This window comes from Duncaniella sp. C9, from assembly GCF_004803935.1.
GTDB lineage: Bacteria > Bacteroidota > Bacteroidia > Bacteroidales > Muribaculaceae > Duncaniella > Duncaniella muris.
In genome coordinates this window covers 2745205-2770937 of record NZ_CP039547.1, presented here as the reverse complement: position 1 = coordinate 2770937, position 25733 = coordinate 2745205, and the positions used below count along the sequence as shown (strand labels likewise).

The 25733-nt window shown below is 54.1% G+C and carries 16 protein-coding genes and 3 pseudogenes; 8 read left to right on the top strand and 11 right to left on the bottom strand.

Annotation, left to right across the window (positions count from 1 at the left end):
• The first annotated feature begins 130 nt into the window (after window positions 1–130).
• From rsfS to E7745_RS11580, 3 genes are all read left to right on the top strand, one after another.
• Entirely contained in the window at window positions 131–493 is a 363-nt protein-coding gene (rsfS, locus tag E7745_RS11590) for a ribosome silencing factor (RefSeq protein WP_107033476.1), read from the top strand.
• A 35-nt stretch (window positions 494–528) separates the two neighbouring features.
• The gene (gene ftsH / locus E7745_RS11585; protein ID WP_136408859.1) at window positions 529–2697 is read left to right on the top strand and encodes an ATP-dependent zinc metalloprotease FtsH; all 2169 of its coding nucleotides are present in this window, start codon (window positions 529–531) and stop codon (window positions 2695–2697) included.
• A gap of 179 nt (window positions 2698–2876) precedes the next feature.
• Window positions 2877–3428, top strand: coding sequence for a hypothetical protein (locus E7745_RS11580; RefSeq protein WP_136408858.1), 552 nt, complete (start codon window positions 2877–2879; stop codon window positions 3426–3428).
• Between the two features lie 130 nt (window positions 3429–3558).
• On the opposite strand, the gene nifJ is transcribed toward E7745_RS11580, so the two are convergent.
• The 5 genes from nifJ to frc all read right to left on the bottom strand — a co-directional run bounded on the left by nifJ (window position 3559) and on the right by frc (window position 11578).
• Entirely contained in the window at window positions 3559–6999 is a 3441-nt protein-coding gene (gene nifJ, locus E7745_RS11575) for a pyruvate:ferredoxin (flavodoxin) oxidoreductase (RefSeq protein WP_136408857.1), read from the bottom strand.
• Between the two features lie 5 nt (window positions 7000–7004).
• A complete protein-coding gene (locus E7745_RS14880) occupies window positions 7005–7172 on the bottom strand; it encodes a hypothetical protein (RefSeq protein ID WP_168182119.1) in 168 nt (55 codons plus the stop codon).
• Between the two features lie 125 nt (window positions 7173–7297).
• Window positions 7298–8266 (bottom strand): AEC family transporter, encoded by a 969-nt coding sequence (locus E7745_RS11570; RefSeq protein ID WP_107030945.1) that lies wholly within the window; start codon window positions 8264–8266, stop codon window positions 7298–7300.
• 112 nt (window positions 8267–8378) lie between these two features.
• The gene (gene oxc / locus E7745_RS11565; RefSeq protein WP_168182117.1) at window positions 8379–10145 is read right to left on the bottom strand and encodes an oxalyl-CoA decarboxylase; all 1767 of its coding nucleotides are present in this window, start codon (window positions 10143–10145) and stop codon (window positions 8379–8381) included.
• A 125-nt stretch (window positions 10146–10270) separates the two neighbouring features.
• On the bottom strand, window positions 10271–11578 hold the full coding sequence (gene frc / locus E7745_RS11560; RefSeq protein ID WP_107030946.1) for a formyl-CoA transferase: 1308 nt from the start codon (window positions 11576–11578) through the stop codon (window positions 10271–10273).
• Window positions 11579–11799: 221 nt separating this feature from the next.
• On the opposite strand from frc, the gene E7745_RS11555 reads away from it, so the two are divergent.
• The 3 genes from E7745_RS11555 (at window position 11800) to E7745_RS11545 (ending at window position 14349) form a co-directional block, all read left to right on the top strand.
• Window positions 11800–12402: a chromate transporter gene (locus tag E7745_RS11555; protein WP_107030947.1), complete on the top strand. Its 603-nt coding sequence runs from the start codon at window positions 11800–11802 to the stop codon at window positions 12400–12402.
• Window positions 12399–12968 (top strand): chromate transporter, encoded by a 570-nt coding sequence (locus E7745_RS11550; RefSeq protein WP_136408856.1) that lies wholly within the window; start codon window positions 12399–12401, stop codon window positions 12966–12968. The genes E7745_RS11555 and E7745_RS11550 overlap by 4 nt, the downstream gene beginning before the upstream one ends.
• 85 nt (window positions 12969–13053) lie before the next feature.
• Complete coding sequence (locus tag E7745_RS11545) at window positions 13054–14349, top strand: folylpolyglutamate synthase/dihydrofolate synthase family protein (protein ID WP_136408855.1); 1296 nt, start codon at window positions 13054–13056, stop codon at window positions 14347–14349.
• A 266-nt stretch (window positions 14350–14615) separates the two neighbouring features.
• Here E7745_RS11545 and E7745_RS11540 read toward each other — a convergent pair whose 3' ends face one another.
• Window positions 14616–15068, bottom strand: a complete 453-nt coding sequence (locus tag E7745_RS11540) for a CYTH domain-containing protein (RefSeq protein ID WP_136408854.1) — start codon at window positions 15066–15068, stop codon at window positions 14616–14618.
• Window positions 15069–15203: 135 nt separating this feature from the next.
• Between E7745_RS11540 and E7745_RS11535 the strand changes: the two genes are divergently transcribed.
• On the top strand, window positions 15204–17741 hold the full coding sequence (locus E7745_RS11535; RefSeq protein ID WP_168182114.1) for a DUF5686 and carboxypeptidase-like regulatory domain-containing protein: 2538 nt from the start codon (window positions 15204–15206) through the stop codon (window positions 17739–17741).
• A gap of 347 nt (window positions 17742–18088) precedes the next feature.
• Here E7745_RS11535 and E7745_RS11530 read toward each other — a convergent pair.
• The 5 genes and pseudogenes from E7745_RS11530 to E7745_RS11510 form a co-directional block, all read right to left on the bottom strand.
• Window positions 18089–19749 (bottom strand): annotated as a pseudogene (locus tag E7745_RS11530) (putative transporter).
• Window positions 19750–19761: 12 nt separating this feature from the next.
• Window positions 19762–21422, bottom strand: a pseudogene (locus E7745_RS11525) (AMP-binding protein).
• Window positions 21423–21476: 54 nt separating this feature from the next.
• Window positions 21477–22403 carry a tRNA (adenosine(37)-N6)-dimethylallyltransferase MiaA gene (gene miaA / locus E7745_RS11520; RefSeq protein ID WP_136408852.1) on the bottom strand — a complete coding sequence of 309 codons (927 nt, stop codon included), beginning with the start codon at window positions 22401–22403 and terminating at the stop codon, window positions 21477–21479.
• Window positions 22404–22411: 8 nt separating this feature from the next.
• Window positions 22412–23629, bottom strand: a complete 1218-nt coding sequence (pepT, locus tag E7745_RS11515) for a peptidase T (protein ID WP_107030959.1) — start codon at window positions 23627–23629, stop codon at window positions 22412–22414.
• A gap of 201 nt (window positions 23630–23830) precedes the next feature.
• Window positions 23831–24248: pseudogene (locus E7745_RS11510) on the bottom strand (IS4 family transposase); the annotation flags it as partial.
• 130 nt (window positions 24249–24378) lie between these two features.
• Here E7745_RS11510 and E7745_RS15090 point away from each other — a divergent pair.
• Window positions 24379–25698 (top strand): family 43 glycosylhydrolase, encoded by a 1320-nt coding sequence (locus E7745_RS15090; RefSeq protein WP_240740302.1) that lies wholly within the window; start codon window positions 24379–24381, stop codon window positions 25696–25698.
• Window positions 25699–25733: the final 35 nt, after the last annotated feature.

The following is a 25733-nucleotide window of genomic DNA, read 5'->3' as shown; positions in this document are numbered from 1 at the left end:
CAACCGCAGGCCGAATCTATGGTTATTCAGGGAAAATGCTTATCTTTGCATGTTTAAATTAAACACTCATCACTTAAAAAACAGAGAATACGCTCTTAGTTTCAACCACATCTTACACAGAATCAGACAAATGACTGAAACAGTAACAGACATATTGCCCTCAATCATCGAAGGGATCCGCGACCGCAAGGGCCGCAAGATAACCACAGTCGACATGAGCGACATCGACACCGCCGCCGCCCGCCGTTTCGTGATCTGCGAGGGCACATCCACTCAGCATGTAGCCGCTGTGGCTGACAGCATCCGAGAATATCTGCTTGAACACATCGGCGTCAAGCCCTATAACTATGACGGTTACGGCAATTCAACATGGATTGTGATAGACTACGGTGACACGCTTGTCCACGTCTTTCAGCGCGAGACCCGCGATCTTTATGCGCTTGAAGAGCTCTGGAGCGATGCCGTCATCACCGACTATCCTGATGAAGACTGATATAAAAAATCCTCTCATAATCAATTGATTCCAAAATGAGTTCTCCGACTCCACTCAACAATAATCCGAACCCGAAGAAGTTTAAGATCGGGTTCAGCATGTACTGGGCCTATGCCATAATAATCCTGTTTCTTCTCGGAATGCTCTATGTCGATGACACTTCTATAGAGAAGGAAGTGAGCTACACAAAGTTCAAGGAATATGTAGCCACAGGAGGTGTGGGCGAGATCACCGTGTTCTCCAACACCAACAAGGCCGAGGCCGTGCTCTCCGACTCTCTTGCCCGGAGCGTCTTCAAGGAAAGCCAGTATAAGGGCGACAAGGGCACTATCGCCAAGATCATCACCGACATTCCGTCGGCCGACAAGTTCGAAGATCAGATCGACCTCTGGAATCAGGAGGGAGTGAAGCACGGCGAGGTCAAGTATGACAAATCGTCGGACTACGGCTCGCTGCTGTGGTCGTTCGGCCCGATTCTGCTTCTTGTGTTCTTCTGGTTCTTCATGATGCGCCGCATGTCAGGCGGAGCCTCAGGCGGCGGAGCCGGCGGAGTGTTCAATGTAGGCAAATCCAAAGCCAAGATGTTTGAGAAAGGCGAGGGGACCAACGTCACATTCAAGGATGTGGCCGGACTCTCCGAAGCCAAGACCGAGATACGCGAGATTGTGGAATTTCTCCGCAATCCCCAGCGCTACACCGACCTCGGTGCCAAGATTCCAAAAGGCGCTCTCCTTGTAGGCCCTCCCGGAACAGGCAAGACGCTGCTTGCCAAGGCTGTGGCCGGCGAAGCCAATGTGCCTTTCTTCTCGATGTCAGGTTCTGATTTCGTAGAGATGTTTGTGGGTGTCGGAGCCTCGCGAGTGCGCGACCTTTTCCGTCAGGCCAAGGAAAAAGCTCCCTGTATAGTGTTTATCGACGAGATCGACGCCGTGGGCCGTGCCCGTGGCAAGAATCCCAACATGGGGGCCAATGACGAGCGTGAGAACACCCTCAACCAGCTGCTTACCGAGATGGACGGCTTCGGGTCAAACAGTGGTGTCATCATCCTTGCCGCCACCAACCGCGCTGATATTCTTGACAAAGCCCTGCTGCGCGCCGGCCGTTTCGACCGTCAGATCAATGTCGATCTGCCTGAGCTGAAAGACCGCATAGAGGTGTTCAAGGTGCATCTGCGCAACATCAAGACCGATGACTCGGTGGATGTGGACCTGATGGCGCGTCAGACAGCCGGATTCTGCGGTGCCGACATTGCCAATGTCTGCAACGAGGCAGCGCTGATTGCTGCCCGCGGCAACAAGAAGGCCGTTGACCGCGACAGCTTCATGGCCGCTATCGACCGTATAATAGGAGGTCTCGAACACAGTTCGAAGATAATTTCCGACGACGAGAAGAAATCAATCGCCATCCATGAGGCCGGCCATGCCACCGTATCATGGTTCCTGAAATACTCCAATGAGATGGTCAAGGTGTCGATCGTGCCACGCGGAATGGCTCTCGGAGCTGCATGGTATATGCCTGAAGAGCGCCAGATCACTCCCAAGGAGGCTCTGCTTGACCAGATCTGCATGACTCTCGCAGGACGTGCGGCCGAGGAACTGACCACAGGCCAGATTTCTACCGGTGCGCTCAACGACCTTGAGAAAGTGACCAAAATGGCTTATGCAATAGTGGTTTACTACGGCATGAGCGACAAGATTCCCAACGTATGCTACTACGATTCGACCGGTCAGGCCTACGGCTTCTCCAAGCCCTACGGCGGTGAACGCGCCAAGCAGATCGACGACGAAGTGTCGCGCATCATCAGCGAGCAGTATGAGCGCGCCAAGAAGATTCTTACCGAGCATAAAGAAGGCCACGCCAAACTTGCCGAGACACTTCTGACAAAGGAAGTCATGTATGCCGAAGACCTCGTCAACATTTTCGGCAAGCGCCAGTGGAAATCTCGCACCGAAGAGATCATGGAGCTTCAGGCCGCGCGTGACGCCAAGCGCCTCGCCGAGGAAAATGCAGCCAAGGAAGCTGCCGGAGAGTCTGAAAAGCCCCATGAGGCAGAGCCTTCAGGCGATTCTGCTGACAGTCAGGAAGTGGTTGATGTGGAAGTCTCCGAAACGGCTGAGACTGCAGACTCGGAAGAGAAAAAAGACACTTGTGTGACCCCGCCGCCCTACAAAGGCGATGGCTCAAAGGACAGTGAGAGCAACTGATCTCAGACGTCACATTTGAAATAAAACAACCTCTAAAAAATCCACCTCAGGCGATCCGTATTCGCGGATCGCCTGAATTTTTTTGCCTCTCCCCGCATTATCGCACTTAAAGGGGCCGGGGCGCTTGTATATTTGCGGGTGTGAATTATCAAAAAAACATAACCCAGCCATTACAAGCGATGAAAAATGCAAAGTCAGTCAGCATGTTGCCGGATTGTCCGGTGTCAAAAAAGTTTTATCAGGAAACCGTCAGCCGTATTCATGCTTCATTTCAGGCCATAGGCGGAAGTGCAGCCGATGAGCTTGCCGAGAAGACGGTCAAGGCCGTGAATGATTATCTTAGCGGAACTTGTCTGCCGGCCGATGACTCTGATGCGACTGTCAGGCTGATGTTTGCGCTGATCCGCAGTGAGCTTGACAAAGCTATGGCCCGCTCGGCGGCTGCCCGTAGGCGCAAGAAGACGGCTCCTCGCCGCCCTCGGCGTAAATCTGCCGGAAAGAATGTCCCGGAAGAGTCTCTGTGCGAACCCAAGGCCTCAGGAAGCGGCATTGACATGGCGCGCCTGGCTGAACTTCTGAAGATCAGGGAGCAGTTTGATTGTGACGATGAGGATAACTATGACGAGGCGGATGAACCGGCGGAGCCGATTTTACTTAACCGCAGGCAGCGGCGCATGATAGAGCGTGAGAAGCGCAGAAAGGCGCGCCGCGAGGCCTCTCGGCGCCGTTGATGAATATCCCCGGTTGTGATATGAACCTGCCGTTGCTGAAAAAGGGGGAGACGGCGTTACGGCAACGTCATCTCCCCCGGCTTCAAAATCAACGTCAAAACTATTGTTATATAGCGCCGTATGTTTGATTTTATGGCTTCTTTGCAAGATGTTCAAGTGCCTCGCGGTTGCGGTTGCAGTCGGCCTGAAGCTGCGGGCGGAGTATTCCGGCCTCCGTCGGGTCGATCATGGAAAGATCGGCATAGCGGTCTTCATTCATGGCGAATTGCTCAACGGTGCTGACCGGTTCCGGATCGGGGTAGCGGGGCGATTCGGTCAGCGGCGACGAGCCGTTGGCTCCGCTGTTGTCGGCCCCCGGAATCACAGAGTCGATGGTCAGAGCCGGGCGTCCTTCAGCCGCAGCCTGCGGATTGTAGCGGTAGAGAGGCCAGTAGCCCGCCTCGACAGCCCGTCGCTGTTCCACTATGGAGTGGCCGAGACCCGGACGGATGCCGTGGTTCAGACAGGGGCAGTAGGCAATCACTATAGCCGGTCCGGGATAGCGTTCAGCCTCGGCGAGGGCATCGATGGTCTGCTGATAGTTTGCGCCCAAGGCCACGGAAGCCACATAGACATTGCCGTAGGTCATCATCATGCGCCCCAGCTCTTTCTTAGCCACCCGCTTGCCGTCGGGGTTATATTTGGCCACAGCGCTGCGGGGCGTGGCCTTTGATGTCTGACCGCCGGTGTTGGAATAGCATTCAGTGTCCATGACCAGCACCTTCACCGGCTCGCCCGAAGAAAGCACATGATCGAGTCCGGCAAAGCCTATGTCATAGGCCCATCCGTCGCCGCCTATGGCCCATACGGTTTTCCGCCCGAACAGATCGGCCTCCTCAAGCAGGGCCGCATAGGCCGGACTGAGATCTCTGACAGGTTCGAGCATGGCTCTGAGCTGCCCGCCGGTTGCTGCCGAGAGTTCAGGATCGTCCTTTGCCGAATACCAGGCCTCAAGCGGCTGTTTGAGATAGGGGAGAGTATCGGGACTGTCTATCAGCTCCCTGACCTGCATGGCCACACGCTTGCGGCGGTGTTCGAGAGCTACGAGCATTCCGTAGCCGTATTCACCGTTGTCCTCGAACAGAGAGTTGCCCCATGCCGGACCCTTGCCTTGCGGATCGGTGCAATAGGCGTTTGAAGGATAGTTGGCACCCCAGATCGAACTGCACCCCGTAGCGTTGGCAATCAGCATCCTCTGCCCGAAAAGCTGTGTGAGCAGTTTGACATACGGAGTTTCCCCGCAGCCGGCGCAGGCTCCTGAGAACTGCAGGCATGGCTGGCGCAGCTGCGAGCCGTTGACTGTCTCGGCCGGCAGAAGGCGGTCTTTGAGAGTGACGTTGGCCATAGCCCACATTGCAAGCGGGGCCTCGCGGTCAACCACATCTTCAAGCGGTGTCATGGTCAGTGCGTGTCCGGGGCAGATTATAGAGCATGACGAGCACCCCAGGCAGTCTTCCGGAAAGTTCTGGATGTGGAACTTGTAGCCTTTGAGCTGCTGCGCTCCGGTGGCATCCTTGAGCGTGAAGCCTTCAGGCGCTTTGGCGGCCTCTTCCGCCGACAGGAGGAAGGGGCGGATGGCGGCGTGGGGGCAGACAAGCGAACACTCTGCGCACTCAACGCATTTGTCGGCGTTCCAGACCGGCACACGGGTGGCAATGCGGCGGTGCTCGCAGGCGGTGGTACCCATAGGCATTTTACCGTCAGGCGAGAAGGCCGAAACAGGGATCAGGTCGCCGCGGCCTTTGATGCAGGGTGTGTGGATTGTGCGGATGAATGTTTCAAGCGCGGAATCGGCAAATGCCGGTTCCGGCCTTGCCGGAGCCTCCGGAGCAGACCAGCCGCTGATTTCGCTGACATTGATCTCCTTGAGCGCGGCGATAGTCATGTCAACGGCCTTGATATTGCGGCTCACTACATCGCCGCCCTCATGACGGTAGGTTTCGGACAGACGCTCCTTCAGAGCGGCCACACCCTCGTCAAACGGAATCAGGCCGCTGAGATAGAGAAACACCGTCTCCATCACCATGTTGATGCGCGGGCTGAGGCCACAGACAGCGGCAATGCGGTCGGCGTCGATATTGTAGAAACGCAATTTCTTTTCAGTGATAGCCTTGCGCATGTCGGCGGGCAGTTTTTCGGGCATACGGTCGGGAGTCCAGGGTGAGTTCAGCACAAAGATTCCTCCGGGCTTTATCTTGTCGAGCATATCGAAACGCCTTACATATGACGACTTGTGGCAGCCCACATAGTCGGCCCCGTCAATGGCATAGGCCGATGTTACCGGTTTCTTCCCGATTCGCAGCTGCGAGATGGTGTAGCCGCCTGATTTCTTTGCCGAATAACTGAAATAGGCCTGGGCGTAGAGACCGGGAGTGTTGCCTATGATCTGTGCCACCTGCTTTGTGCCGCCTACAGTGCCGTCGTTACCGATGGCATAGAGTATTGTCTGATAGGTCCCGGAGGCCACATTGGTCTCCACGGTTTCAGTGACCGGAATCGAGAGCCGGGTGACATCATCGGTGATGCCTATGGTGAACGGATTCCGGGGCTCTTCCCTGGTCATTTCATCGAAAATGGCCTTGACCATCGAGGGATTGAACTCTTTGCTTGACAGTCCGTAGCGTCCGCCGATGATGCGGGTGTCGCGGAATTTTCCGCAATCATGGAGCGCTGTGATGACGTCCTCGCACAGAGGCTCATGGCAGGCTCCCGGTTCCTTGGTGCGGTCAAGCACCGCTATACAGCGCACCGACGGCGGAAGCGCCTCGCAAAGTTCCCTGGCGGGGAAAGGTCGGTAGAGGCGCACTTTCACCACCCCTGTCCGGTAGCCATTTTCGGAGTTGAGATAGTCTGATGTCTCGCTGACCACATCGGCAGCGGAGCCCATCACTATGATGACTCTGTCGGCATCGGGAGCGCCGTGGTAGTCCACAAGATGATAACTGCGGCCGGTGATGGAGCTTACCTTGTCCATTGCCTGCTGCACGATTGCGGGGAAGGCATCGTAGAATCTGTTGGCTGCCTCGCGGTTCTGGAAGTAGACATCCGGATTCTGGGCCGAGCCTCTCAGATCGGGGTGCTCAGGGTTCATGGAATGGCGGCGGAAAAGATTGACTTTCTCCCAGTTGACAAGGGGCCGCATCGACTCGTAGTCGATCACATCGATGGTATCCATCTCTGACGATGTCCGCCAGCCGTCAAAAAAATGCAACACCGGAAGTGAGCCTTCAATGGCTGCAAGATGGGCCACGAGGGCGAGATCCATAGTCTCCTGCACGGAAGCTGAGGCAAGCATTGTGAAGCCCGTGGCACGGCAGGCCATCACGTCCTGATGGTCGCCGAAAATCGAAAGCGCATGAGTGGCAAGCGAGCGGCAACCCACATGGAAGACCACCGGCAGCAGCTCGCCGGCAATTTTGTACATGTTCGGAATCATCAGCATCAGGCCCTGCGAGGCTGTGAATGTGGTGGCCAGTGCCCCGGCCGCGGCCGCACCGTGGACCGCTCCGGCTGCTCCAAGTTCACTCTCCATTTCCTTTACCTCAAGGGCTGACCCATCAGATTGCGCCGTCCCTGTAGCCCCCACTTCTGGGCGGTGTCACCCATTGCGGCTATGGGGGTTATCGGGTAGACGGTGGCGACGTCACTGAGTGCGAATGCCACGTGTGCGGCTGCTGTGCAACCGTCAAGGATCTGCTTTTTCATTTCGGTCGGATTGAAAGGTGGATGGTAGAGTCTGTGAGGAGATCTGAATGGTGAGCATAAGTGCGGTCAGGCACTTATACCCTGATGAGTTTCATTGCAGCTTGACAGACTGCCTGAAATCTTTTTTAGAATGATCCTGCGAGGCAGAGGTCTGTGATCCAGAGCCAGAGCGGGCAGAAACCTATAAAGAGGATGACCGAGAGGGTCAGTGACGAAGTGCCCTCGGCCACATAGGTGTCATATTCGTCGGCGATGATGATGCCTGAAAATGCAGGAGGCAGAGCGCCGGCCACAACGAGCATCTTAAGGTTCAGAGGATCCATATGGAAGATCAAGCCCATGATAAGCAGCACGGCTGGCATCATGATCATCTTGAGGATTGATCCGAGTATTACCTGCCAGTTGATAGAGATCTTGATGGCCGAAAGGGTGATGCCGGCTGAGAATACGGCCATTGAGGCATTGGCGCCCTTGATGAGTGTGAACGAGGGGCTTGCCCAGTCGGGCCAGGGTATTCCGACGAGCACCCAGATGACTGCGAGTATCGGGGCCCATGCCACAGGCTGTTCCAGCGCGTGGATCACAGGAGCCCAGGCGCTTTTGTTTTTCGATGATCCGGGATTTTGCTTTTCAAGAGATGCGTTGAGCAGTGAAAGGCCCACGGGGATGCCGACGGCGTTGACAACAATGCCTACGATAGCCACAACGAGTGCCACAGTAGGGGTGGTGCCGAAGATAGGTTCCAGCACGGCGAATCCGAGGAAACCGATTGTCGGCGAACCGCTGATAAGCGCCGAGATGGCGGCATCGGCTCCGGTGTTTTTCTTGAACATCAGGAAGACGAAGTAGACAATCATGAAACAGAGCATGATGCCCACAAGTGAGATTATGGACAGTTTCAGATCATGGGCGAGCATTTCGCGCGTGGCCTGGACTATGGAGACGAAAAGGGCGGCTGGAAGGGCGTAGTCAAGCACAACCTTGTTGAACTTCTTGGCATCTTCGCCGGAAAATATTCCCTTCTTTCCCGAAATATAGCCCGCAAGCATCACTACGATGATCGGGACTATGGCGTAGAGAATAATGTGTTCCATAAATAGTTGTTTGAAAGTTGATAATCAGGGGAGAATATCAAAACCGGCTGGATAGGGGTGAGGCTCCATCCGGCGGATTTGAGTCTGAGTGTGAGTAGGTTTCGGGAAAAGACTATACAGTGATGTTCTGAAGGGGTGCGGGGTTCAGATAGCCTATGTGGCCTGATTCCTTGCCGGAGTCGGCGGCAAGCTGCACGTCGATCAGACAGGGTTTCTTGCTTGCGATGCTCTCGGTCAGAGCTGCGCGGAGCTCATCGGGAGTCTGGACGTAGTAGGTCTGTGCGCCGAAGGCTTCGCCGAGCTTGTCGTAGCGGGCGTGGATATCAAGGGTTGTCGGCGCCGGATCGGTGGTTTTGTCCATTGGCACTCCGATGCCGTTGTAGATACCGCCGTTGTTGAAGATGACAACTGTGAGCGGGAGTCCGAAGCGGCAGGCGGTAGAGAAGTCCATGCCTGAGAAGCCGAAAGCCGAGTCACCTTCGATGGCCACAACAGATTTGCCTGTGGCCACGGCGGCACCGATGGCTGATCCCATGCCCATACCCATGATAGCCCAGGTGGCGCAGTCTACGCGGTGACGAGGGATGGTCATGTCAATGGCATCGCGGGTGTCATCAAGAGTGTTGGCGCCCTCGTTGATCAGTATGATGTCAGGGTTGGCCTCGATGATAGGCTTGATGACTCCGAGCGCGGTCCAGTGGTGCATCGGCATCAGGCCCTTCGTGGCATCGAGACGTGCGGAGAACTTAGCGTTTTTCTCCTTGGCCTCTGCCTGTAGGGAGCTGACCCATGCAGGATCGACTGACATCTTCGCGCCGTCCATTTTTGCAAGAATGGCATCAAGAGCGAGGCCCATGTCACCGACAACCGGCGCAGCGATAGGCACGTTGACATCCATTTCTTCGGGATCGACATCGAGCTGGATGAATTTCATATCGGGGTTCCATTTTCCGCGGCCGAATGAAAGCATCCAGTTGAGACGGGCGCCGATCACCATGACCACATCAGCCTTCTCCATGACGGTCGAACGGCAGGACAGGGCGCTTAGGGGACCCGCATCGGGCATCAGGCCCTTGGCCATCGACATCGGGAGATAGGGGATGTTGTATTTTTCGATCAGAGTCTTGATCTTGTCGTCGACCTGAGCATAGGCGGCGCCTTTGCCGAGAAGGATGGCCGGACGCTTGGCTGAGGTGAGCACCTGGACCGCGCGGTCGACAGATTCGGCATTCGGAGCTACGGGAGAGTACATGTCAACCGACTCATAGAAAAGCTTTTCAGCTTCATCGCGGTCCATGATCTCACCGAGCGCCGGGGTGGTCATGTCGATATACACACCGCCCGGACGGCCTGACACGGCCGCGCGGTATGCGCGGCTGACGGCAGCGGGGATGTCTTTGGCATGGCTGCATCGGAATGCGGCCTTGACCACAGGCTTGGCTGTGTTGAACTGGTCGAGCTGTTCATAGGTGCCCATGTTCATGTCGACCATAGTCGGATCCGATGCGCCTGAGATCTGTATCATAGGATAGCAGTTGACGGTGGCGTTGGCTGTGGCTGTCAGGCCGTTCATGAATCCGAGTGACGATACGGTCATCAGCACGCCGGGTTTCTTGGTGAGAAAACCTTCGGTGGCGGCGGCCATTCCGGCCTGCTGCTCGTGGCGGAATCCTACGAAACGTATGCCCTGTCCCTGGATGAGATAGGCTGCTTCGGTGATAGGAATGCCCACAAGGCCGTAGACATTTTCAATGCCGACATTCTTCAATGCCCTGGCAAGTATATACATGCCGGTCACCTGGTCAGGAAAGTGGGGCGCGGCTTTAGGCTGACATCCGCACCCTGCGGATGTGTTGCTGCTGTTAGTTGTAGTTGCCATATAAAAACAGATTTTGAAGTTGGTTGCAGAATAGTGAAGAGGGGACAATTAGCAATTGGGCTTGCTTTACAAGACAATCGTTAATTGTCCCCTCTTTTCAGTTTCGTTGATTACGTGCGGTAGGTTTACTTGGCCTCAGGCAGGGGTGCGGTTGTACCGTTCTTGGCGAACGATGCGATCTGGTCGTCTGTATAGCCGAGGCTCTTGAGCACTTCATCGGTATTTCCGCCGAGTGACGGGCAGGGGCCGTAGGCCGGCTGATAGTTGCTCATGGTGAACGGACATCCGACGGTTACGAATTCGCCGATCTCACCACCCTGGTTAATCTTGACGAGAGTGTTGCCGTCATAGAGACTCTGGTCAGACATCACTTCCTTGGTCGAAAGGACAGGACCTACAGGCACACCGTATTTCGACAGGATTTCGGTTATCTCAAATTTGGTCTTGTCGGCAGTCCATGCACCGATACGCTGATAGATTTCCTGTTTGTGCTTGTCACGGGCATCGGCTGTGGCGAAGTCGGGGTTGGTGAGCCAGTCCTCGAAGCCGAATCCCTGGCAGGCGAGTTTGAATTCCTTTTCGCCACGCTGGAGGATGATATAGACGTAGTTGTTGGCATCAATGGCCGAGTCGAGATCTCCGGCAGGCTTACACTTGTAGGTCCAGCCAAGCACGCCGCCGCCTTCTATATTGCCTGAACGGGGCACACAGTCACCGAATTTTCCGTCGGGGTACTGCGGGAACTGCGACAGATAGCCGATCTTTTCGAGTGTCAGCTGGTCACGGGTCTTGATGCGGCATAGGTTAAGACATGCGTTGTGCATCGACTGATAGACGAAGCAGCCTTCGCCGGTTTTGTTGCGCTGCTGGAGGGCGGCGAGAAGGCCGATGAGCAGGTGCATGCCGGTGTTGGAGTCGCCGAGAGCCGCGCCGCTCTGGGTAGGGATGTCATATTCGCCTTCATACCAGCCTGTGGTCGAGGCTGCAGCTGCGGTCACCTGGGCGATAGGCTCGTAGGCCTTGAGGTCTTTGTATTTTGATGATACAGGGAAGCCCTTGATTGTACCGTAGATACATTTAGGGTTGAGTTTGTGGACCACATCCCAGCTGAAACCGAGTTTGTCCATAGCACCCGGATGGAGGTTTTCAATAAACATGTCGGCACCCTGGATAAGCTTGGTAAGGATGGCTTTACCATCAGGGGTCTTGGCATCAAGAGAGATTGATTTTTTGTCTGAATTGAGCTGCAGGAAGTAGTAGCTTGGCAGATTAGGGTCGAACTGAAGTTCTTTACGGGTGGCGTCGCCGACTCCGGGACGCTCGATTTTGATTACATCGGCTCCAAGCCAGGCAAGCATCTGGGTGCATGAAGGTCCTGACTGTACTTCGGTGAAGTCAATCACCTTGATTCCTTGTAGTGGGGCAGTGTTCATAATAGTAAATATATTAAGAATAGATGATTTTGGATTTTAACGTGTGTGCGTTAATTTTATGGGTATTTCTCATAAATCTGTACTTATACAACACTATACGGGCTGAAAAGTTGATTTTTGGCTCTTGTTCGGGAATTAATTTGTAATTTTGTCGGCCGGAACCGGCGGGAGGCGCCGCCTCAGGCTACCGTTTGTCCGGCCGAAATCATAACAGAGCCATTATGAACAATATCTGTCTTCAACTGTTTCTGTCTTTCTTCAAGATAGGAGCCTTCACTTTCGGGGGCGGCTGGGCGATGATCTCTATAATCGAGAAGGAGATCGTCGACAAGCACCGCTGGATAGACCGCGACGAGTTTCTTGACCTGCTTGCGGTGGCGCAGTCGCTTCCGGGCATTCTTGCCGTCAATATCTCTGTGGCCGTCGGCGACAAGCTGCGCGGAATGAAAGGTTCGCTTGCGGCCGCTCTGGGCTGCATCCTGCCGTCGTTTCTGATGATACTTTGCATAGCGGTGTTTCTGACGCCTGATCTGATCAAGAACAACCCGACACTGTCAGCAATCTTCAAGGGAATCCGTCCGGCGGTTGTGGCGCTGATCATAGCTCCGGTGATTTCGTCGGCCAAGGCTGCGAAAATCGGTTGGAAGACGGCTGTGATACCTGTCGGAGTGGCACTGCTGATATTTTCGAAACTTCCGGTGGTGTCAAATCCGATCCTTTACATAGTGCTCGGCGGATTTTTCGGCTGGCTCTGGTTTTCGCGCAATGTCAAGGCGCTCCACAAGGTTGAGAATGAAATAAAAAAGGAGGACGAGAAGCTATGATATATCTCAAACTTATATGGGCCTATCTGAAAATCGGACTTTTCGGATTTGGCGGCGGTTATGCCATGCTGGCGCTGATCGAGCGCGAGATAGTAGGGCCGGGGTGGATCAGCGGGCAGATGTTTACTGACATAGTGGCCATTTCGCAGATGACTCCCGGACCGATCGGCATCAACTCGGCCACATATATAGGTTATGTGGCTCCGGCGGAGTATTCCGAGGCTTTCTCCTCGCCGGTTTTCGGTATTTTGGGATCGGTGCTCTGCACGCTGGTGGTCGTGCTGCCGTCATTTGTGCTTGTGGCCTATACAAGCCATCTGATACGCCGCCATAAGGACAGTGTGGTTGTCAAGGGCATCTTCGCAGGGCTGCGTCCGGTGGTTGTAGGGCTTATTGCATCAGCAGCTCTGCTGCTGATGAACGGCGCGAATTTCGGAGAGGAATGGTCGCATATAGCATGGAGCATAGCCATCTGTCTGGCGGCTTTTCTGATGGTTTATAAATTCAAATTCCATCCGATTCTGATTATATGCCTCGCCGGCGCGGCGGGGTGGCTTATCTATTGATATGCCGCGAATTAAATTTTAATATTTCCAGCCTTGCTTCAATCAAGGTATTTGTGTAAATTTATCGCTTAAAAAATTGACAGCCATGACTTATCAGGAGTCTATTGATTTTCTATATAATTCTCTTCCGGTGTTTCAGCGCGAGGGCGCTTCGGCTTATAAACCGGGGCTCGGAACCTCTGTGGCCCTTGACGATCTGTTTGGAAATCCACACCGTGAGTATGCCTGCATCCACATTGCCGGGACCAACGGTAAGGGATCGACAGCCCACACTCTTGCGGCTGTCTTGGCCCGTGCGGGCTACAGGACAGGGCTTTATACATCGCCGCACATTTTTGATTTCCGTGAGCGCATAAGGGTCAACGGTCAGAAGATATCACATGAAGCCGTGGTTGATTTCGTGGAGCGATGGATGGCTGTGGAGTCGGATTTGACACCGAGCTTTTTTGAACTCACCTCAACTATGGCTTTCGAGTATTTTGCCCGCGAGAAGGTTGACGTGGCTGTCATAGAGACCGGTCTCGGCGGCAGGCTCGACAGCACGAACATCATCACTCCGGTTGTCAGTGTGATCACCAATATCTCGCCTGACCATACGGCGCTGCTTGGCGAGAGCCTTGAAAAAATTGCCTTTGAGAAGGCGGGGATCATCAAGACCGGAGTGCCTGCGGTGATCGGAGAGCGTCAGCCAGAGTGCATGGCTGTGTTCGAGGAGCGTGCGGAGGCTGTTGGCGCACCTCTGAAATATGCCGCTTCGCTTGACGGACGGCGCGAGGATGGGATGATGGTCTATGAGCATACTCCTTACGGCAAGATCCGCGGAGAACTTTCCGGTGACTGCCAGATAAGAAATGCGGCTACCGTGATGGAGACTCTTGGTGTTTTGTCAGGCTGTGGTTTCGCAATTCCTGCCGAGTCCGTCAGAGATGGATTCGCACATGTCTGCGAGGACACCGGACTGATGGGGCGCTGGACCACTCTGCGGCGCGATCCGCTGACCATCTGCGACACGGGTCACAATATAGGCGGATGGGAATACATAGCCTCTCAGCTTTCGGCGCGTAAGTCCGGGACTCTGCATCTGATTATGGGTTTTGTCAACGATAAGGATATCTCGGCCATCTTGCGTAAAATAGTGGAGATAGGAGGCGATAAGCGACTTTATTTTTCCGCTCCGTCTGTGCCACGCGGGCTGAATGCCGATGCGCTTGCGGCCCAGGCTGCCGAATTCGGACTGAACGGGCCGGCGATAGCTGATGTGAACGAGGCTCTTGCCACGGCTACGGCCGCCGCCACCGGGACGGATGACATGATTCTCATAGCCGGCAGCAATTTCCTGATCGCGGATCTGAACTTGTCTCTACTCAGTGAAGATAAATGAGGAAATCGGAGGCTGGATAACATATCCGGCTGTTAACCTGCCTCTTAGAGCAGAAATCTGATTCGCTTCAATACCCAGGCATCGCTCGGCCCTTTGGACTATCGCTTACCCTGGGGTTTCGAAAACTCAGTCTCTTCGAGACATTTAGGGAAGATGCGATTTCATCCGGAATCCGTCTTGCTGGACACATGCAGATCGCGGATTACCACTCTTTTACATTGGCCCTGTCTGGGAGTGGCCGGAGCGGTGGAGTGAGATGACCGCGATTATTTGCGGGAGAGGGTTGAGTTGTAGTAGCGAGGATCGCCGGTGACTTCCGGGCCGATGAAGGGGGGCAGCGGCGGGTTGGAGTCGGCTGAGGGCATTTCGATTTCGGCGAGTATGAGCCCTTCGTGGTGTCCGTGGAAGATGTCCACTTCCCATTTCCACCCAAGGTGGTCAACGATGTATCTTGTCTTGTCAATGGCGAAGCCTCCGCAGAGCCGCCGGGCCATTTCTTCGGCGTCAGCTACCGGGACGGGATATTCCCATTCGTCGCGTATGGCTCCTGAGTTGCGTCCTTTGACGGTCAGAAATGCCTCTTTGTCACGGATGCGGATGCGCACCGTGGCGTCAGGGGCAGTTGAGATATAGGCCTGACGAATGCTTACTGCGGCTTCTGCCTGAGAGATAAAGCTGCGGTCTTTGACAAGAAATTTCCGTTCTATTTCTTTTGCCATTGTTTCCAGAGTGTTAAAAGAGTGTAAAGAGGTTATGCCGATAGCAATTATCTACGCATTTATGCGTAATTTTGCAAAATTAAAAAAGATTGTAACTATTTGCAACAATTTTCCATGACCAAATTGTGTGCGCTCATGCGCATCATCATATTTTGTGTAAGCGTAATCCTGATTTCTTTTTCAGCATCCGGCCGTAATGTGACAGTGCGCGGAGTGGTGCGCGATTCGCTGACCCGCGAGCCGATACCATATGCGTCTGTACTGCTCAAAGGTACTGACCGAGGCGTTCTTACGGATGACAACGGCCGCTACACTATAGTGACCACGCTGCCTTTTGACAGTGTGATGGCTTCGTCGCTGGGATATACAACAAAAGCTGTTGCCTCAAGGAAGAGGGGCGACAATGTGCAGGTTGACATTGATCTGGTGTCGACCGGTGTGCTGCTCGGAGAGGTGATAGCCAAGCCCAAGCGGGAGCATTATTCGAAAAAGAATAATCCGGCTGTGGCTTTCATGGAGAAAATACGCCACACTCAGGATCTGAACGATCCGCGGCGCCACGATAATTATAATTATAACAAGTACGAGCGTATAACGCTGGCTTTGAATGACTATCAGTTTAACGATTCGGCCAAGCGCGGCTTTGACAAGATGTTTTCTTTTGTCAAGGAGTATATCGACACTTCAGAGGTTTCGGGCAAGCCGATCCTGAATGTGGCTCTGAGAGAAAAACTGTCATCGGTGCATTACCGGAAGGAGCCTAAAGGGGAGAAGGAGTTCGTCACGGGGCTGCGTTCATCGGGCATTGACGAGATGCTTGACAAGCAGAGTATGCAGACGTTCTATGAGGACGTGTTGCGTGAGGTGGATGTCTATGACAATGATATCGTGCTGATGCAGACCCGCTTTGTGTCGCCGCTGTCAAGAATCGCGCCTGATTTCTATAAATTTTATCTTACGGATACGGTTTTTGTCGACACCACGCGCTGTGTGGAGCTTACGTTCGTGCCGCGCAATCCGAGCACGATGGGGTTCACGGGGCGTTTTTATGTGCCTGTTGGCGATACGACCATGTTTATAAAGAGAATTGTGTTGCGTGTGCCTCACGACATAAATCTCAATTTCATCAACGGTCTTGTCATCAGCCAGGATTATGAGAAGGCTCCTGACGGGTCGCGTCTGAAGACCAAGGACGACATGATTCTCGAAGCGAGCGTGGTTCCGGGTTCAGGCGGTCTCTACGGCCGGCGTCAGACGGTCTATGACAGTCATAATTTCGATCCGGCACCTGATGCGTCGATTTTCAAGCGCGGAGTGGCCCAGATCTATGCCCCAGGCGCGGAGTATCGCGGTCAGGATTTCTGGGATGAGAACCGCAAGGCGGAGATTGCCCAGGGTGTCAACGGAATCGAGAAGATGATGGAACGCATGAGGCAGGTGCCTCTGTTCTACTGGACTGAGAAGGTGGTCAAGGTTCTCGTGTCGGGCTATGTGCCGACGGCCAAGAAGTCATATTTCGATATCGGGCCGATGACTTCGCTCGTGTCCTATAACTCTGTGGAAGGTCTGCGCCTGAGAGCGGGCGGCATGACTACGGCCAATCTTTCGCGCCGGTGGTTTGCCCGCGGCTACGGGGCTTATGGTTTCAGAGACCACAAGTGGAAGTATAAGGCGGAGCTGGAGTATTCGTTCCGTGACAAAAATTATCATTCGCGTGAGTTCCCGATACATTCCCTGAGGGCCACGCAGTTATATGATCTCGACCGCCTGGGCCAGATATCGAGTGTGCACAATGCTGATAATTTCTTCCTTTCGGTGAGCCGTCTGCCTGACTGCCAGATGACCTATCATCGTGTAAGCAAGCTTGAGTATATTCTTGAGACAGAGCAGCATTTCTCGCTTGAGGCGCGGATTCAGCAGGAGCGGCAGTATTCCACTCCGTTTATGACTTTCATCAACGGCTACGGCGAGAATTTCAGGCATTACACTATGAATTCGTTCCGCCTGCAGTTGCGCTATGCTCCGGGCGAGAAGTTCTATCAGCTGACTACGGGACGCACCCGCATCAATTTCGATGCTCCGGAGATGGTTATTTCACACACCTATGCTCCGAAGGGGTTCATGGGTAATCCGTTTGCTCTGAATGTGACGGAGGCTTCGTTTTTCAAGCGCATATGGCTTTCGGCTTTCGGTTATGTCGACATGACGCTTAAGGGAGGCCATGTGTGGTCGCGCACTCCTTATCCGGGGCTGCTGATTCCGGGGGCCAATCTGTCATATCTGATTATACCTGACCTGTTTTCGTGTATGAATCCGATGGAGTTCATCAATGATTCTTACGCGCAGTGGGATCTGACCTATTGGGCCAACGGGTTGATTCTTAACTATATTCCGATCATCAAACGGCTTAAGTTGCGCGAGGCGTTTATGTTCAAGGGTGTCTGGGGCCATCTGAGTGACCGCAACAAGCCTTGGTTAAATCCGGATCTTTATGGTTTTCCGGAGATCAACAATACGCAGCTGATGTCTGATACTCCTTATATGGAGGTGGGTGTGGGTCTTGACAATCTGCTGAAGGTTTTCCGTGTGGATTATACCTGGCGCCTGACTTACCGCGATAACCCCGGAGCCTGCAAGCAGGGGCTGAGGTTTACTTTCCATTTTTCTTTTTGAGAACCGGCATGAACATAAATCCGCATTTCAAAATCTATATCGGAAAGAAGTTCTGCAATATACAACAGTCTGTCAGTGCACTCCATCCGGAGCGGTAAATCGGTGTCCTCGACCGGACACCAGATGCCGGGGGATTGCAAGCCCGTGACACCTGCGCGCTTTGCGCTGCGGTGTCACGGGCTACGAGTAAATCTGCGTCCTCCGGACGCCCATCCGGCCTCAGCATGCACAGCGTGACCGGGACAGTTGTCTGCATCCTGTCTGAGCGATTCACTGCCCCCTGCCTGATGAGTTTTCTGAATCCGCTGATGCCAAATGCACCGAATTTCTTTTGTTGTTTACTTCTCTCAGATCAGGCAGAGGATTATGAGCTGGGCGATGATGACGCGGCAGAACATTGAGAGGGGGTAGACGGTGGCGTAGCTTACGGTTGCATAGTCGCCTGGGATGATGTCATTGGCGTAGTTGAGGGCCATCGGGTTGGCCATACTTCCGCAGAGCATTCCGCAGGTGAGTCCGAAGTCGAGGCGGCAGAATTTCATGGCTATGGCTCCCATTATGAGTACGGGGATTATGGTTATAAGGAAGCCGAGGAGTATCCAGACGAGGCCTTCGGGGCGCATGATGGTGTCAATGAAGTGTGCTCCGGCTTCGAGTCCGAGGCAGGCGAGGTAGAGCGAGAGGCCGATGCCGCGTAGCATGAGGTTGGCGCTTCGGGTGGTGTAGGTGACGAGGCGGAACTGCGGGCCGAAGCGGCCAATTAGTATGCCTACGATGATGGGGCCTCCGGCGAGTCCGAGTTTTATGGGGGTGGAGATGCCGGGGATCATGATAGGGATGGAGCCGATGACGAGTCCGAGGACTATGCCGATGAAGATGGCTCCGAGGTTGGGGTCTTTGAGTTTGATTTCGGTGTTGCCGAGGATCTGTTCGACTTTTTCGATGTCGGCTGCGCTTCCGACTACGTTGAGTATGTCGCCGAGCTGGAGGACGAGTTCGGGGTGGCGAGCAGGTGGAGTCCGCTGCGGCTTATTCGGCTGATGTTTATGTGGTATTGGTTGCGCAGGCGCAGCGAGCCGAGTTTTTTGCCGTTGATCGAGGGACGGCTGACGATGATGCGGCGCGAGATGAGCTGGTTGTCGATGGAGTTCCAGTCGATGTCTTTCTTGTTCCAGTCACGGGCTTCCTGTTTGCCGAAGAGGACTTTCAGTTTTGCGGCGTCTTCAGGGGTGGTGATGACGAGCAGGTGGTCGTCTTTGAGGAGGATTGTGGTTGAGTCAGGGAGGCTTACGTCATGGTCGCGCCAGAGGCGGGAGATGACGAATCTGGTTTTGGAGACTGCTGAGATTTCGCGGACCGACATGCCGTAGATGGCGGGGTTGCAGACCTGGAATTCGGCTATGAATGTGCCGTCAGGTTCTTCCTGCGGAGGGGTGAGCGGTGCGCCGGAGCGGCGGAGGAAGCCGCGCAGGGCTATGATGGCGAGGATCACTCCGACTACTCCGAGGGGGTAGGTGACGGCGCAGCTGAGGGCGGCTCCGCTGGCTGAGCGGCCTACCTGTTCGAGGGCCTGCTGGGCGGCGCCGAGTGCGGGGGTGTTGGTGGTGGCTCCGCAGAGGAGTCCGGTGGCTTCTCCGATGGGTATGCCGAGGCAAAGGGTGCAGAGGACGGCCATGAGGGTGCCTATGGCGAGGACTCCGAGGCCGAGCATGTTGAGTTCGAGACCTCCTTTGCGGAATGAGCTGAAGAAGCCCGGACCGACTTTCAGGCCGAGTTCGTAGACGAAGAGCACAAGGCCGAGGTTTTCGGTGTAGTGCAGGATGGTGGGGTCTATTGAGAGCCCGATGTGGCCTGCGAGGATTCCGGCGAAAAATACGAATGTGACGCCGAGTGATATGCCCCAGACGCGGATTTTACCTAAGGCAAGGCCAAAGGCGATGATCACTGAGATAATGATCACCGCCTGGAGTGCCGTGTGGCTCATGAAGAGCTCTGAAAACCATTGCATGTGCTGACCAGTTTATTTTGACTGATAGAGGTAGCGTTTGATGGAGCGTTTGGGCGTTTTTTCGAATTCTTCGCTCATGAGTTTGAAGCGCTGTACCTGGGAATAGGCCGGGAGGCTGGAGTTGAGAGTTTTGATGTTTTCCTCCATTATGCCCATGATTCCGTCGTTGTCGAGGCCCTGGGATGTGAGGCTTTCGATGTCGGGGTAGATGAGGGCCACGAGGCGTCCGTCACCTCCGTCGATGATGAGCGATTCGGCTACGTAGGAGAGGTTGTTGAGTTTGTCTTCGATTTCTTCGGGGTAGATGTTCTGGCCGGAGGGTCCGAGGATCATGTTTTTGTCGCGTCCGCGGATGTAGAGGAATCCGTCGCTGTCGAGGTTGCAGATGTCGCCGGTGGAGAGCCATCCGTCTTCGCTCATGCAGGCTTCGGTGGCTTCCGGATTTTTGTAGTAGCCGAGCATTACGTTTTCGCCTTTGACGTGGAGAATGCCTGGTTTGACGGCGCTGTCAGTGGAGTCGATGCGTGCTTCTACGCGGTCTACGATGCGTCCGCATGATGCCATGCGGTTTTCGCTGGAGGGCGAGTAGGAGATGAGGGGCCCGCATTCGGTCATGCCGTAGCCTACGGTGTAGGGAAGTTTATGCGGCGGAGGAATTTTTCGACGTCGCGGTTGAGGCCGGCACCTCCGATGATGATTTCCTGCACGTTGCCGCCGAAGGTTTCGGTGAGGCGGTCTTTGATTTTGCCGAGGAGCTTTTCATCTACATATGGCACCATGAGCATGAGTTTCATGAGGGGCTTTTCAAGCATCGGGAAGACGCGGGTGCGGATGATCTTCTCGATGATCAGGGGCACGGTGACGATGTAGCGCGGGTGGACCTTGGCGAAGGCTTCCATGATGATGCGCGGCGAGGGTGTGCGGGTGAGGATGTGGATGTGGTTGCCGCAGATGAATGGGCGGAGCATGTCGATTGTGAGACCGTACATGTGGGCCAGGGGGAGCATGCAGACCACTCCGTCGCCAGGACCGGTGGGTATGTTCTCGATGCAGAACTGCACGTTGGACCACAGGCTGCGGTAGGGAAGCATGACTCCTTTTGAGAAGCCGGTGGATCCGGAGGTGTAGCTGATGAGGCAGAGTTCTTCTTTGGTGTCAATGTGGTAGACGACGTCTTCAGGGGTGAAGCGGTCGGGGTAGCGGCGGCCGAAGATTTCGTTGAGGTGTCTGCGGGCGTGGATGAGTTTTTCGTCGTTGCTGTGGAGCATCGAGAAGTCGCGGACTGAGATTGCGCCGAGGAGGGTGCGCATGCCGTCGGGGTTGAGGTCTTCCCAGATGTTCTCGTCGATTATGGCCAGGCGGGCATCGCTGTGGTTGATAAGGTGCTGGATGTTGTCGGCTTTGAAGTCGGCGAGAATGGGAACTATGACGGCGCCGTAGGTGAGGGTGCCGATGAAAGCCACGCACCACATGGAGCTGTTCTTGGCACAAAGTACTACTTTGTCGCCCGGACGGATTCCGCTCTCCTGGTAGAGGAGGTGGAGTTTGGCTATTTTGCGGGCTACGTCCTTGTAGGTCAGGGTGGCACCGCCGAAGTCGGTAAGGGCGGGGAGGTCCCAGTTGTCACGGATTGCGTCCTGGAAATATAGGTTGAGGCTTTCGCGATCTTTCATTATTCTGAAGTATGGGGTGTGATAGATTGAATTTAGGGGAAATTTGGCACAAATTTAGGAATTATCGGCCATTTTTGCAGTGCTATTTTCTTTAATAAATCTTAACGCTTGCGGGCACAGTGGTTTATGCGGGTCGAGAATGCGGACGTCAGGATCTTTCGAGAGCCAGAGGAGCTGTTTTTTTGCGTAAACGCGGGAGTTTTTGGCTATGCGGGCTATTGCTGTCTCGCGGTCCATAGTGCCGTCGAACATGGCGAAGAGTTCTTTGTAGCCTACGGTGTTGAGCGAGTTTAGGTGGCGCTGGGGATAGACGCGGCGGGCTTCCTGCTCGAAGCCTTCGGCTATCATGGCGTCGACGCGCCTGTTGATGCGGTCGAAGAGTTCGGCCCGCTCCCAGCCGACGGCTATCTTGATGATGCGGAACGGGCGCTGCTTGCGGTTGCCGGTGAGCAGGGTGGAAGCGGGGATTCCGGCCTGGAGGGTGATTTCGATGGCGTGGATGAGGCGGCGGTGGTTTGAGGGGTCGGCTTTGTCGAGGTAGGCGGGGTCGAGCCGGCGCAGGTGTTCATGGAGTGCGGGGAGGCCTCCTTTTTCATACAGGTCCATGACTTCGGCGCGGATCTGCGGGGAGATGGTGGGGAGTTGGTCGATTCCGTTGGTGACGGCGTCGATATACATCATTGAGCCTCCGCACATGACGGCGTAGTCGCTGTGGAGCCAGATTTCGGAGAGGATGCGGAGGGCGTCTTCCTCGAAACGGGCGGCCGAGTAGTAGTCGGTGAGATCAAGGGTGCCGACGAGGTGATGGGTCACGGCTGCGAGTTGGGCGGGGGTCGGTGCGGCTGTCCCGATGGGGAGGTCGTGGAAAAGCTGGCGCGAGTCGGCCGACACGATTTCCGTGTCGAGCGCCTGCGCCAGCTCTATTGCGAGTGAGGTCTTTCCGCTTGCGGTCGGGCCTGTGACTATTACGAGAGTTTTCAATCTGCTGCTTATTCGGCTACAAGACGGGCAATCTCGATGATGACCTGAGTGGCTTTTTCCATCGAGGGGATGGGCACGAATTCATAACGTCCGTGGAAGTTGAGGCCTCCGGCGAAGATGTTGGGACAGGGGAGCCCTTTGAATGAAAGCTGTGCGCCGTCTGTGCCGCCGCGGATGGGCTGTACTTTGGGGACTACACCTACGTTTTTCATCGCCTGGATGGCAGTGTCGACGATGTGCATTACGGGTTCGATCTTCTCACGCATGTTGAAGTACTGGTCTTTGATTTCGATAGAGACGCAGTTGGGGAATTCGTTGTTGATTTTGCGTGTAAGGTGTTCGAGCTCTTTTTTGCGGCGTTCGAAGCGGTCGCGGTCGTGGTCGCGGATGATGTAGGTGAGCACGGTTTCTTCTACGGTACCTTCAATCGAGATCAGGTGGTAGAAGCCTTCGTAGCCTTCGGTGTGTTCGGGAGTCTCCCAGCGGGGGAGCATGATGGCGAACTGGTTGGCGACGCGGATGGAGTTGAGCATCTTGTGTTTGGCGTAGCCGGGATGCACGTTGCGGCCTTTGAAGGTTACTTTGGCTACGGCTGCGTTGAAGTTTTCGAATTCGAGTTCGCCGATCTCGCCGCCGTCCATAGTGTAGGCCCAGTCGGCGTTGAAGAGGCTGACATCGAATTTATGTGCTCCCTGGCCGATTTCTTCATCGGGGTTGAAGGCTATGCGGATGTCGCCGTGTTTGATTTCAGGGTGTTTGATGAGGTAGTCAACGGCTGTGATTATTTCGGCGATTCCGGCTTTGTCATCGGCTCCGAGGAGGGTGTTGCCGTCGGTCACGATGAGGTCCTGACCTTTGTAGTCGAGCAGTTCGGGGAATTTGGCGGTTTCGAGCACGATTCCTTTGGCGGCGTTGAGTACTATGTCATTGCCGTCGTAGTTTTCGACGATGCGCGGAGCCACGTGTTTTCCGCTCATGTCAGGCGATGTGTCGAGGTGGGCGATGAAGCCGACTGTGGGAACCTGCTTGTCAACGTTGCCTTTGAGCGTTGCCATCAGATAGCCGTTGTCATCAAGAATAATGTCGTCGAGACCCATTGCGCGGAGTTCTTTTTCAAGATGCTGCGCGAAGATCATCTGTCCGGGGGTTGATGGGGTCATGTTGGTCAGTTCGTCACTCTGAGTGTCGAATTTGACGTAGTCCAGAAAACGGTCAACAACTGTCATGGCGTTTTGTGAGATTATTGTGGTAAGATTATATGCTTGAGTTTTTGCAGTGCAAAGGTACGAAAAAAGAGTGGATAGTCAGTCGGTTGGGGTTAAAAAAAAGAGTGCGGTCCGATGTCTGGACCGCACTCTTTGGTTATCAGGGATGGTTGTTGACCTTATTTCACTTCCTCGAATCTAACCATATATGATTACCAATATATTGGAATTACCGCGCTTGTCAAGCATGGTAAAGAGCAATGGAAATGCAACACCCTTGTGTGTAACTCCAAGCATGAGGTTATTGATGTTGACCTCACCGAATTTCCAGTTGGTGCGGTCAAGGCTCAGAACCAGTCCTGTCTTGACTGGCAGAAGTGCAAATATCACTTTGGCTATGAGGTCAAGATTGAGAGCATATCCTGCAAGGAACCTCTGCAGGCGGCGCAGATTGGAATCACGCTCGACGCTTGTAGGCATCGCAGACGCTATCTTGTGGAGGCTGACCGTCTGCACAACACAAATGGCGTGAAGGACAAACGCAAGCAATTTTATGCGAGCAAGATTCTTGCTGCTCTTGCATAATCGGGACGATTTTATTAGCTTTGTCGCAGTCCCTGGGAGTTGTCGTAACTTTCATGGAAAAAGCGGTCAAACTTTTCTTTAAAGAAACTAATTTTCAGGGACTTTTGCAAGAAATAACTAATTAAAAATCAACAATATAACCGACAAAATTCATTTTTTTCATCTACTAAAAATACCATGATACAATGAAACGTTTATTATTGCTTCTGGCGGTTGTCACAGCCATGATCAACTGCTCCTATGCCGCCAACGACGACATTGCCCTTCATGTCAAGGACATAATAACCGATTGGGGAGGCTCGGGCGGAAAAGCCGACTCTGAGACAAACAGTTACACCTATAATCAGTATGCCCTCAACTATTGGGACATACACGACCTGTCCACCGATGTCTATGACCGCCTCGATATGAAATTTGCCACTCCGGTCGATTATGACAACATCCATGTGACGGTAACCTACAGCGACGGCACCACGACCGAAAGCACCATTGTCAATGGAGCGACAAGCCACAATCTGGCTTTCGAAGCCGACAAGATTCTTGAAAAGATTACCGTATCCCATGGCTGGGACGGTCCCCAAGGCCCGATAACCATCTATTATGACAGCATAGTGATACGCGCCAAGGATTCAACAGGCCTGATAGGGAACATGCCGGTTAAGTCGCCTAAACTCGGAACCGGAATGGCAAATCCCATTCTTGATTTCCAATTCTGTGCCGACCCCACCGCTATAGAGCATGACGGGCGGCTCTATGTCTATGGCACCAATGACCATCAGCAATATGAAGCCGGAACCGAGAAAAACTCTTATGAAAAAATCAAGTCACTGGTCATGATTTCAACCGATGATATGGTAAACTGGACCTATCATGGCTTGATTCAGGTTGACGAAATCGCACCCTGGATCTTGGCATCATGGGCACCCAGCATCATCAGCAAGAAACAGGCCGACGGCACTACATTGTTCTCGCTCTACTTCTCCAACAGCGGATGGGGCGTCGGTGTAATCCAGGCCAAGTCGCCTGTGGGCCCCTGGACCTCTCCGCTGAGTAAAAGCCTCATTGACGGCACCAATCCTGTTGTGGCCGGGAGCGGAGCTGTCTTTGACCCCGGAGCGGTGATCGACGACAACGGTGACGCATGGGTGACATTCGGCAACAGTCAGGGATGGATAGCCCGGCTGAACCCCGATCTTCATTCCTTTGCCGCCGACCCCGTGAAACTCCCTTCACCCTTCCACTATGAGGCCAACGAGCTTAACTTTATAAATGGCACCTATGTCTACACATTCAATAATGACTGGTCGGACCACGAGCCATGGACATGGGGCGGCACAAAACCCCCAGCCTGCAGCATGGTTTACATGAAAAGCACCGATCCGTTGAAACAGGATTCATGGACCTATGGCGGCAACTACTTCAAGAATCCCGGAGATAACGGCATGACCTTAAATAACAACCACACCCATCTGCACAAATACAATGATAAATGGTATCTGTTCTAAGTAGATGTTGAAAATTAGTTTATATCAATTTTTTT